The sequence below is a fragment of the Streptomyces swartbergensis genome (assembly GCF_002148965.1).
GTDB lineage: Bacteria > Actinomycetota > Actinomycetes > Streptomycetales > Streptomycetaceae > Streptomyces > Streptomyces swartbergensis.
On the sequence record NZ_NGFN01000294.1, the window covers coordinates 1 to 10624 of the forward strand.

At 70.8% G+C, this 10624-nt stretch carries 10 protein-coding genes and 1 pseudogene; 6 read left to right on the forward strand and 5 right to left on the reverse strand.

The window, feature by feature from the left end:
* Window positions 1-342: 342 nt before the first annotated feature.
* Window positions 343-432 (forward strand): annotated as a pseudogene (locus CA983_RS48390) (DNA-binding response regulator); the annotation flags it as partial.
* A gap of 85 nt (window positions 433-517) precedes the next feature.
* Here the strand turns inward: CA983_RS48390 and CA983_RS33230 are convergent.
* Window positions 518-748: a hypothetical protein gene (locus CA983_RS33230; protein WP_244207197.1), complete on the reverse strand. Its 231-nt coding sequence runs from the start codon at window positions 746-748 to the stop codon at window positions 518-520.
* Between the two features lie 258 nt (window positions 749-1006).
* Between CA983_RS33230 and CA983_RS33235 the strand changes: the two genes are divergently transcribed.
* On the forward strand, window positions 1007-1678 hold the full coding sequence (locus CA983_RS33235; protein ID WP_244207198.1) for a DUF6879 family protein: 672 nt from the start codon (window positions 1007-1009) through the stop codon (window positions 1676-1678).
* Between the two features lie 25 nt (window positions 1679-1703).
* Window positions 1704-2552 carry a helix-turn-helix domain-containing protein gene (locus CA983_RS33240; protein WP_086604502.1) on the forward strand — a complete coding sequence of 283 codons (849 nt, stop codon included), beginning with the start codon at window positions 1704-1706 and terminating at the stop codon, window positions 2550-2552.
* Between the two features lie 27 nt (window positions 2553-2579).
* On the opposite strand, the gene CA983_RS33245 is transcribed toward CA983_RS33240, so the two are convergent.
* Complete coding sequence (locus CA983_RS33245; RefSeq protein WP_086604503.1) at window positions 2580-3611, reverse strand: LacI family DNA-binding transcriptional regulator; 1032 nt, start codon at window positions 3609-3611, stop codon at window positions 2580-2582.
* Between the two features lie 324 nt (window positions 3612-3935).
* Here CA983_RS33245 and CA983_RS33250 point away from each other — a divergent pair, with 324 nt between their 5' ends.
* The gene (locus CA983_RS33250; RefSeq protein ID WP_086604504.1) at window positions 3936-5987 is read left to right on the forward strand and encodes a glycoside hydrolase; all 2052 of its coding nucleotides are present in this window, start codon (window positions 3936-3938) and stop codon (window positions 5985-5987) included.
* Window positions 5988-6119: 132 nt separating this feature from the next.
* On the opposite strand, the gene CA983_RS33255 is transcribed toward CA983_RS33250, so the two are convergent.
* Window positions 6120-7061 (reverse strand): amidohydrolase family protein, encoded by a 942-nt coding sequence (locus CA983_RS33255; protein WP_086604510.1) that lies wholly within the window; start codon window positions 7059-7061, stop codon window positions 6120-6122.
* Between the two features lie 133 nt (window positions 7062-7194).
* Complete coding sequence (locus CA983_RS33260) at window positions 7195-7701, reverse strand: hypothetical protein (protein WP_086604505.1); 507 nt, start codon at window positions 7699-7701, stop codon at window positions 7195-7197.
* 103 nt (window positions 7702-7804) lie between these two features.
* Here CA983_RS33260 and CA983_RS33265 point away from each other — a divergent pair, with 103 nt between their 5' ends.
* Entirely contained in the window at window positions 7805-9148 is a 1344-nt protein-coding gene (locus CA983_RS33265; protein ID WP_086604506.1) for a BTAD domain-containing putative transcriptional regulator, read from the forward strand.
* A 22-nt stretch (window positions 9149-9170) separates the two neighbouring features.
* Here the strand turns inward: CA983_RS33265 and pip are convergent, their stop codons facing one another.
* Window positions 9171-10139 carry a prolyl aminopeptidase gene (gene pip / locus CA983_RS33270; RefSeq protein ID WP_086604507.1) on the reverse strand — a complete coding sequence of 323 codons (969 nt, stop codon included), beginning with the start codon at window positions 10137-10139 and terminating at the stop codon, window positions 9171-9173.
* A 56-nt stretch (window positions 10140-10195) separates the two neighbouring features.
* On the opposite strand from pip, the gene CA983_RS33275 reads away from it, so the two are divergent.
* Window positions 10196-10624: MarR family winged helix-turn-helix transcriptional regulator (locus CA983_RS33275; protein WP_244207200.1), on the forward strand; the 429-nt coding region annotated here is incomplete at its 3' end.

Sequence of the window (10624 nt, forward strand, 5' to 3'; positions counted from 1 at the left end):
CTCGAGGGCCACGCCGGGCAGACCGTGGGTGAAGAGGGCCGGGGCCGGGCGGGGCTTGCTGCCGACCGCCAGGTCTTCGGCCTCGACGCGGGTGCCGCCCGTCGTCAGGGAGACCGACCAGAGCCGGCGGTTCGCGGTGTCCACGGTGAAGAGTTCGTCGCCGTGGACAGCGGAGCCCCTAGGCGCCGAGGCCGTCCGCGACCGGCACCGACTCGCCGTCGTCGATGCGCAGTACAGCACCGCGCCGGTCGTCGCTGACGTAGCAGCGCCCGTCGGCGTCGAGCGTGACGTCCACGGGGTGGTCGAGGCCTTCGGCCAGGACCGTGACCGGGTCCGTCTCCCCTGTTCGCCAAGCTGGAGCTCCGCGACCGGGCCCAGGCGGTGATCGTGGCGTACGAGGCGGGGCTGGTGACGCCGGGGGGTGGTGGCTGAGGTCGCCTGCTACAAGGTCGGCGGGCCCTGCTCGATCCGGCGAAACACGCCGCCGCACCACCGGAGGCAAGGCAACGCAGCCGGGCTACTCAGCGGGCTCGGCCGGAATCCGCATGGCCTCGGCCATCTTCTCCGCCGCGTCCGCGCGGACCATGCCGAGATGGACGTACGGCTTGCCGCTGCGGGTGACCATGGGGCGCACGCTGCCCCAGACACTCTCGGGTAAGCCGAGACCGGCCAGGGCTTCCCGGATGGCCTCCGCCGCGTCCGTGGCCTCCTTGCGCCCGTCGCGGTACGTCTGCATGTCCATCGTCATGAGTGCTCGCCCCCGGCGTGATCCCGGACCCTGGTCGCATGTCGGGCTGCTTGGGTGATGTCCCCTGCCTCCTTACACACGTTGAGCTGCTTCCAGTTGGACTGGCAGGTCTCGCATCCCTTCACGGGGGCGCAGTCCAGCCTCGCGTCTCCCGACTCTCCCTGACTCCGGACACGACCGTAGAGAACGGGAGTTGGACGGGGGCAGGAATATTCTTCGTTATTCTCACGCGACAGACCGAGATCCCTCGACATTCCCGTGCAGCCACAGAGACCCTGGTCCGGCCAGGGCTTCTACGGGCGACACGAGAGGTGGCTCCAGCACCTGTCGGAGGGTGAGGTGGCCGTGGTCGTCCCCCGTGAGGTACTGGTGGACTGGACGCCCAAAGACGCGACGCGAGAAGCAAGGATCATCGGCCTGGACGAGTTCGAGGACCTCTTCCGGACGTTCAGGCACACGGCATGGCGGCTGGAGACGCGCCGCCGGTACGCCAGCGACGAGGAGACGGACACCTACCGCCAGTTCACCGAGACGGGCGCTGCCGAGTGGGACCCCGATGAGCCGTACTGCGAGCTGATCCGCTCGCAGACCGCGCAGGGCAAGCGGGTCGAGCGGGTGCGGATCGTGGACCAGCCGCCGACCACGGGGCAGCTCTACCTGCTCGACAACGCGAGGCGGAACAGCGCTCTCGGCGAGGACATCCGCAACCTGCATCGCTCCGAGGCGGATCGGCTCCAACTCCCCGGAGAGGACTACTGGTTGTTCGACAGCCGGCTCGTGGCTCGGCTGCGGTTCGACGACGACGACCAGCTCGTGGACGTGGAGGTGATCACGGAACCCTCAGAGGTGGTGCGCTACTCCGTGGTCCGGGATGCCGCCTGGCATCACGCGGTGCCGTACGAGGAGTTCGCGGCGGAGCTGGGCGAGTAGGGAACGGAACGCAGGTCGGGTACCGGTGAGCACGGACTACCAGAAAGCACGCGAGGATCTGGGGCGTCGGCTCCGGGAACTGCGTGTCGACAGCCCTCACGGCCGTCTCACCGGTACGCATCTGGCAGAGCAGCTCGGCTGGCCCCAGTCGAAGATCAGCAAGCTGGAGAACGGCAGACAGACCCCCACGGCCGAAGATCTCCGGGCGTGGGCGGACGCCACAGGGCAGCCCGAGGTGTTCCAGGAGCTGCACGGCCGGCTGAAGGGCTTCGAGAGCCACATCCGGTCATGGCGGCGGCAGCTCGCCGCTGGCCACCGGCCGGTGCAGGAGACGTGGAAGACGCTGGTCGACGGCTCAAGCACCCTGACCGTGTGGGAGAACAACGCCGTCAACGGCATGCTTCAGACCGCCGACTACGCCCGGCACATCTTCGAAGAGTACGCGGCGCTGCAGAACTCGCCCAGGGACGCGGAGGACGCCGTCCGGGCGCGCATGAGGCGGCAGGAGTGGCTGTACCGACCGGGCAAGCGGCTGCATGTGCTGATGTGGGAGGGCGCACTGCGCGCTCAGGTCTGCCCTCCTTCGGTCCTGGCGGCCCAGTTGGATCGTCTCCTTGGCGTCGTGGGCATGGACACCGTCCGCCTCGGGATCGTGCCCCTGGACGCCGCTCTGCGGCTTCCGCCGGCGAATCCGTTCTGGATCTTCGATGACCGGTTGGTCGTCGTCGAGGACTGGCACGCCGAACTGTGGCTGGACGACGCGGACACGATCGCCCTGTACTCACGCGTCTGGGAGACCCTCGACGAGGCCGCCGTGTACGGGACGGCCGCCCAGCGTGTGATCAGCCGGGCGCGGCGAGCCGTGAGCATCTGAGGGCGTCAGGTGGGACCGGCCAGAAATTTACGCGTCGGGGAGGAACGGTGGGCGTGATTCCTCACCTCGCCGGTCTCGCCCCGGCACCCCCGTACTCTCCCGCCGCACCAACCGCGTAGGCACCAGCGTCGTCCCATGCCCCTCCCCGTCCTGCCGCATCTTGCTCAGCACCCCCTCCACACACAGCCGCCCCACCTCGGCGAAGTCCTGGTGGATGGTGGTGAGGGGCGGGAGGAAGGACGCGGACTCGGGGATGTCGTCGAAGCCGATGACGCTGATGTCGCCGGGGACGCGCAGGCCGCGTTCGTGCAGGGCCCGGAGCAGGCCCAGGGCCATCTGGTCGTTGGCCGCGAACACCGCCGTGCAGTCCGGCTCGTCGGCCAGCCGCAGCCCGGCCCGGTAGCCGGACTCGGCCGACCAGTCGCCCCGGACCAGGGGCGGCGGGACGCGGCCGGCCGCGGTGAGCGTGTCGCGCCAGGCGTTGGCGCGGCGCTGGGCGGCGAAGGAGCCCTCCGGGCCGGCCAGGTGCCACACCGTGTCGTGGCCGAGGTCCAGGAGATGCCGTACGGCGTCCCGGGCGCCGCCCGCCTGGTCGGTGTCGACCACGGTGTAGCGGTCACCGGCGTCCGAGTCGGCCACGACGACCTGCACACCGGGGGGCAGTGAGACCGTCGCCGCGTCCAGCAGATGGATCTCCATGATGACGATCACGGCGTCCACGGCGAGTTCGCCCAGGCGGGAGAAGGCACCGTTCACCTCGTCCTGGGTGGGGACGGCGACGGGCAGCAGCGTGACGGCGTAGCCGTGCTGGGCCGCGGAGGTGGCGATGGCCTCCAGGGTGCGGATGTTGCCCATGGTGGAGAGGGAGAAGGTGATCACGCCGAGGGTGCGGAACTCGCCGCGCTTGAGCGCCCGGGCGGCGCTGTTGGGGCGGTAGCCCAGCTCCCGCATGGCGGCCAGGACCTGCCGGCGGGTGTCCTCGGTGACGCCCGGGAAGCCGTTGGAGACGCGGGAGACCGTTTGGGAGGAGACGCCGGCGAGCCGGGCGACGTCGGCCATGGACGCGCCCTGGCGGGGGCGGGCCGGACGCCTTCTCGTACGGCTCGTGCCCATGGCTTCTCTCCCACCGTCCACTGTGCCCACCTGCCCCTCGCTTCCCTCGCCGCGCAACAGCCGCAAATTTCGGTCCGGAACGACTCCTTGACCCCTGAGATTCAGACAGTGTAGACATCCCGCCAGTGGATGTTTACGTAAACATTGCCTAGTCGAAATCGTACGAGAAGGCCACAGAACCACATCAAACCCCGTACCAGTCGCACCACGTAGGCCCCGATCTCTGCTCCCGCCGGGACGCGCGGACGCAGAAGAGCTGGAGTACTCGAGATGGAACACCGCACCCGTAAGAGAAGGCTCCTCGGGGCCATCGGCGTCACAGCCGTGGCGACCGGAACCATCCTGGCCACCGCCACCCTGCCCGCCGCGCACGCCGAGCCCACCGCCCAGGCGGCCGGGGTCACCGTCCGTCCCGACCCCTCCTACAAGCAGGAGAAGTTCGAGGGCTGGGGCACGAGCCTGGTCTGGTTCGCCAACGCCACCGGCGACTACCCGCCCGCGGTCCGCGAGAAGCTCTACAAGCTCCTCTTCGGTGACGAGGGCCTCGCGCTGAACATCGCCCGCTACAACATCGGCGGCGGCAACGCCCCGGACGTCAAGGACTACCTGCGGGCCGGCGGCGCGGTCGAGGGCTGGTGGAAGGCCCCGGCGGGCACCACCCGCGAGGACGTCGACTGGTGGGACGCCGAGGACCCGGCCGACTGGAACAAGAACGCCGACAAGACGCAGCGCTGGTGGGTCGACCGCATCAAGAAGGACATCACCCACTGGGAGACCTTCAGCAACTCCCCGCCCTGGTTCATGACCGAGAGCGGCTATGTCTCCGGCAACTTCGACGCGGGCAAGGACCAGTTGAAGCCGGAGTCCGTCGAGGACTTCGCCAAGTACCTGGTGGGCGCGACGGAGCGGCTGGAGAAGGCGCACGGCATCAAGGTCGACACGCTCGACCCGTTCAACGAGCCGAACACCAACTACTGGGGCACCAAGCTCGGCCCGGACGGCGAGCCGACCGGCGGCCGCCAGGAGGGCGCCCACATGGGCCCCGAGCTCCAGCAGAAGGTGCTCCGCGCGCTCGCCCCGGTCCTGGAGAAGTCCAGGAGCGGCGCGGAGATATCCGCGATGGACGAGACCAACCCGGGCACCTTCGCCACCAACTGGAACTCCTACCCCCAGGAGGTCCGTGACCTGGTCGCGCAGATGAACGTCCACACCTACGGCACCGGCCAGCGGACCACCGTCCGCGACCTGGCCAAGGCCGCCGACAAGCCGCTGTGGATGAGCGAGGTCGAGGGCGACTGGGGCGACGGCCAGAGCTTCACGGACATGCGGCCCGGCCTGGGCCTGGCCCAGCGCATCGTCGATGACCTGCGTGAACTGGAGCCCCGCGCCTGGGTGTTCTGGCAGCCCGTCGAGGACTACGACAACATGAAGCCGGGCGGCGAGTCCGCGAAGGGCGGCAACTGGGGTGAGATCCAGCTCCCCTTCAGCTGCACCTCCAAGGACACGCTCAAGACCTGCCCGGTCTACACCAACACCAAGTTCGACACGGCCCGCAACTTCACGCACTTCATCAAGCCCGGCGACCGGCTGATCAAGACGGACGACACCTCCAGCACCGCGGCCGTCTCCCGCAAGGGCGACGCGGCGACGGTCGTCCACGTCAACAGCGCCACCGAGTCCCGTGAGGTCACCCTCGACCTGTCGAAGTTCGGCAGGGTCTCCTCCCGCGCCACCGTCACGCCCGTGGTGACCAGCGCCGACGGCAAGCTGGAGAAGCAGAAGGCGGTCCGGGTCTCCGGCAAGCAGGCCACGGTCACCGTGCCGGCCCAGTCGGTGACGTCCCTCCTCGTCAAGGGCGTGTCCGGCGTCGCGAAGGACGCGGCCGAGCTGAAGAAGGGCCACACCTACCGGCTGACTGGCGTCCAGAGCGGCAAGGACCTCAGCATCGCCGACAACGGCACGAGCCTGGTCATCAAGAGCGCCAACGCCGCCGACCCGAGCGGTCAGCAGTGGCGGGTGGAGCAGATCCGCGGCACGGACAACCGCAAGCGGCTCGTCTTCACCGAGACCGCCTCGGACAAGCGCCTGGCCGTCCGCGACGGCGCCCTGGTCGCCGAGCCCGACGAGGGCCGCCGCGACAAGGCCACCGAGTGGATCATGTCCACGACCGGCGACGGCACCTGGACCCTCGTCAACGCCGCCACCGGTCAACTCCCGGACGTCGGAGGCCAGTCCACGAACGAAGGCGCCTCGGTCGGCCTCTGGCAGCCGAACTCCGGCTCCAACCAGCGCTGGAAGGTGACGGACGTGACGGGCAGCTAGCGCTCCCTCCCGCACCGGCCCGCTACGACGCCCTCGGCCTGCCGCACCGCATGGTGACGGCTGGGTCGGGGGTATCGTGCCGGGGTTCACTCCCAAAGGCCCTCACAGGCCCTCACAGGCCCTCACAGGCCCTCACAGCCCGAACAGCCCTGCCGCGTTGTCGTGACACACCGCCCGCAGCCAGTCCTCGCCGAGATCCAGCCGTTCCAGGGCGTGGAGCTGGTCCACGTACGGATAGGGGATGTTGGGGAAGTCGGTGCCGAGCAGGACGCGGTCGCCGAGTCCGGCCAGCCGGGGCAGGGCCCGGCGGGGGAACGGCATGAAGCTCTCGCTGAAGTCGGTGAACGCCATCGTCGTGTCCAGCCGCACCTCCCCGTACCGCTCGGCGAGGCCGAAGAACTCCTCGTACTCGGGCATCCCCATGTGCGCGACGACCAGCCGCAGCCGGGGGTGCCGGGCCAGTACCCGTGCGATCGGCTCGGGGCCGGTGTGCTTGCCGGGCGCGGGCCCGGACCCGCAGTGGATGACCACGGGGATCCGGGCCTCGGCCAGCAGACCCCACGCCCGCTGGAGGAGTTCGTCGGCGGGGTCGTACGCGCCCACCTGCACATGCGCCTTGAACACCCGCGCACCCGCCTCGACGGCCTCCCGCACGTATGCCTCGACGTCCGGCTCGGGGAAGAGGGTCGCGGTGTGCAGACAGTCGGGCGTTCGGCGGGCGAAGTCGACCGCCCAGCCGTTCAGCCAGCGGGCCATGCCCGGCTTGTGCGGGTACACCATCGCGGTGAAGGCCCGCACGCCGAACTCCCGTAGGAGACCCGCCCGTTCCGCCTCCCCCTTCCGGTAGGTGATCGGCCACTCCATCCCGCCGGTCATCGGCCCGAGCGCGTCGAAGTAGTCCCACACCTTGTGCAGCACCCGCTCGGGCATGAAGTGCGTGTGCACGTCGACCAGCCCGGGAAGCCCCAGCCGCTCCCAGAAACGGCGGATCTCCTCGGCTTCCGCACCACCCGCGGTCACGTGGCCGGGCGAACCGGCAAGGTCCTCGACTGGCGCCACACGGTGATCGTCCATGCCGTCCACGATCGTCCGGGCGGGGTGGTGGGTCCACTCTCTTGCGCGAGGGAGCGGTGAGGGATCCGTCACCCGGGCCGGCGTCCTCCGACGCGCACTGAGCCGTGTCGGCTGTCCGGAAGGGCAGGTCCGTTCAGTCGATGCGGCCACACAGGTCGTCCGTCGTCCCGTGCAGGAGTCGTACGGACTTGTATCCGGTGGGGCTGATCTCCATCGTGTAGACGCCGTCGACGAGGTACAGGCCGCGCGGCAGACTCCCCTGGTCCTGGCCGACCCCGACGAGCACCGGCCCGTGCACGGCCCAGCGCTGGGAGCCGTCGGGCCGGTGCTCGACGACGGCCGAACCGCTCGCGTCGGCGTCGTAGGAGGCGCCGGTCTCGGTGTTCGTGACGCGTACGACCAGATCGCCCTTGTACGCGACCCGCCGCACCGAGCCGTCGGGATACGTGCTCAGCACGCGCCGCACCACCTCGTCCACGACGGGTTCGCCGTGGACGGGGAAGTCGCACCGCACGCCGGCGCCGACGTCCCACGGCGCGGAGGGTGCCGGTTCCCAGCCCTTCGGCGTCTGAGCGGACGCGGGCTGCGTCCCGACGAGCGCGGCGGCAAGTGTCAGCGTCGCGAGGGCGGTTCGTCGCATGGTTCTCCCTGGTAGAGGTGTGAAGGAAGTGGCGTGCGTCAGTCTCTCCGCGGCCTCTGACCAAAACCTGACCACCGACGTCCCGTTAGGCTGCCGGACAGTCATGGAGTTCCAACTGCTCGGTCCGTTCGCCGCCCGCCACGAGGGACGTCAGGTGCTGGTGGGCAGCCGCCGCCAGGAGCGGTGCCTGCTGGCGGTCCTGCTGCTGCACGCGGGCCGCGCCGTCTCGACGGACCGCCTCATCGACCTGCTGTGGGACGACGAGCCGCCCGCCGCCGCCCGCGCCACCGTCCACACCTACGTCGGCCGCCTGCGCGCCGCGCTCAGGCCGCACGGGGTGTCCGTCGAGACGCGGCACGACGGTTACGCCGTCGAGCAGGGCCCTCACCGGATCGACGCCCAGGAGTTCGCCGGGCTCGTCGGGCGGGCGGCGGACTCCGCTGATCCCGCGGAGCGGATCCGCCTGTACGACCAGGCCCTCGGGCTGTGGCGCGGCCCGCTGCTCGCGGACGTGGCCGACGACCGGCTGCGCACGCGCCTCGGCGGCACGCTGGGCGAACTGCGCCTGTCCGCCGTGGAGCGGCGAGCGGAGGCCCAGCTCGCCTTGGGTCTGCACGACCGTGTCGCCGCGGACCTGACGCCGCTGCTGGAAGAGCACCCGACCCGTGAACAGCTGGTCGGGGCCCGGATGACCGCCCTGTACCGGATGGGTCGCCAGGCCGATGCGCTCCAGTTGTACGACCGCACCCGCGACCTGCTGGCGGACGAACTCGGCATCGAGCCCGGGCGCGAACTGCGCACGCTCCACGAGCGCATCCTGCGCGCCGACCCCCGGCTGGACCGGACCCCCGGGCCCGTCTACGCGGTCCGGGTCGGCGACCAGTGGCTGCCGTGGAGTACGAGCGGACATCCCGCGCTGGAGTTCTGCAACACCTACGCCGGGTGGGGCGGGGAGCGACTGCCCGGGTCGGACTGGCTGCGCGGGTACGCCACGCTCGCCGTATGGGCCGGTCACCTCGACCTGATCGAGGAGCGGCAGGTCACCCGGCTGCGCGAACAGGCCCTGCGGCAGCCGGCCGAGGCCGCGGCCGTCCTCGACGAGGCCCGGCGGTTGCGTACGGACCTGTACGCCTGCCTGACCGATCCGCAGGACGGCCGGGCGTTCCAGGCGGTGGCCGCGGCGGTGGAGGACGCCGCGCGTCTGTCGGTCTTCACGCGTGGCGGGGACGGTCTCGGACGCTGGCAGCCGTCGCCGTCGGCCGGTCTGCGCCTGCCCGTTTGCGCGGTGGCCCGCAGCGCGGGCGACCTGCTCGCCGACCCGCGGCGCTTCACCGTCCGCGGCTGCCCCAGCCGGGACTGCGGCTGGCTGTTCCTCGACGAGAGCGGGCGGCGCCGGTGGTGCAGTCTGGCGACGTGCGGTGCCAAGCGGCCGGCCGGGAGCCGGTGACAGGTCACTCAGGCGGGGGCTTTCATGCGGAGCGGACCGGCCGGAACCGGTCCGTCGCCGCCAGCACCGCCTCCGTCGTGGCATCGCCCGACAGCCCGTGCCCCTCCTCGCCGATCAGCACGAGTTCCGCGTCCGGCCACACCTGGGCCAGCCGCCAGGCGACGTCCGGAGGACCGCTGATGTCCATCCGCCCGTGGATCATCACGCCGGGGATGCCGGCGAGCTTCCCGGCGTCGCGCAACAGCGCCCCGTCCTCCAGAAAGCCGGCGTGCCGCCAGTAGTGCGTGACGAGGCGGGCGAAACGCAGCCGGAAGTCCGGGTCCTCGTAACGGGGATCAGGCTTGTGCCCGGGGTGCGTGGACACGTGCACGTCCTCCCACCGGCACCACTCCCGCGCCGCCCGCTCCCGTACGGCCGGATCGGGGTCGGAGAGCATCCGGGCGTACGCATCCACCAGACTGCCGTCGCGCTCCCCCTCGGGGACGGCGTCACGGAACCGAACCCATTCCTCGGGGAAGATCCGCCCCATGTCCCGGGTAACCCACTCCACCTCCCGTCGGGTGGTGTTGGTGACGCTGAAGAGGACCAGCTCGGACACGCGTCCCGGGTGCTGCTCGGCGTAGGCCAGCGCGAGGGTCACGCCCCAGGAGCCGCCCATGACGAGCCACTCCCCGATGCCGAGGTGCCGCCGCAGCAGCTCGATGTCGGCGATCAGGTGCGGGGTGGTGTTGGCGGCGAGTGACGTCCGCGGATCGGCTGCGTCGGGTGTGCTGCGCCCGCACCCGCGCTGGTCGAAGAGCACGATGCGGTAAGCCGCTGGGTCGAACAGCCGACGCCAGAACGGCCCCGCCCCGGACCCGGGCCCGCCGTGGAGCACGAGGGCGGGCTTGCCCTCCGGATTACCGCAACACTCCCAGTACACGCGGTTGCCGTCGCCGACGTCGAGCATGCCGTGCTCGTACGGGTCGACGGGGGGATAGAGCCCGGCCATGTGTGACGCATCCTCCTCGACCTCCGGTGATGTAACAGCGCTGTTAGGTTAACAGCGTGAACAGCGCGAGGAATCACCCGGATCCGATCGCCGTAGGCACTCTCCTCCGCCACGTCCTGGAGCTGCTCGACGGCGACGTGGCCAAGGTCTACGAGGAGCAGGGGCTCCCCGACTACCGGCCCCGCTTCTCCCCGGTCGTACGGGCACTCCTGGCCGAAGGCCCGCTGTCCGTGCGCGACTTGGCCGCGTCAGTGGGCGTCACGCACTCGGCCGCGAGCCAGACGGCGGCGCAGATGGCCCGCGCGGGCCTGGTCACCCACACCCCCGACCCACTGGACGCCCGCCGCCGCCTGGTCGGTCTCACGCCGAAGGCCCGTGCCCTGCTGCCGCGGATCGAGGCGGAGTGGGAGGCGACGGTGGCGGCGATGGCGGAGCTGGACGCGGAGCTTTCGATGCCGTTGGGGGAGTTGCTGAGGGAGGTGGCG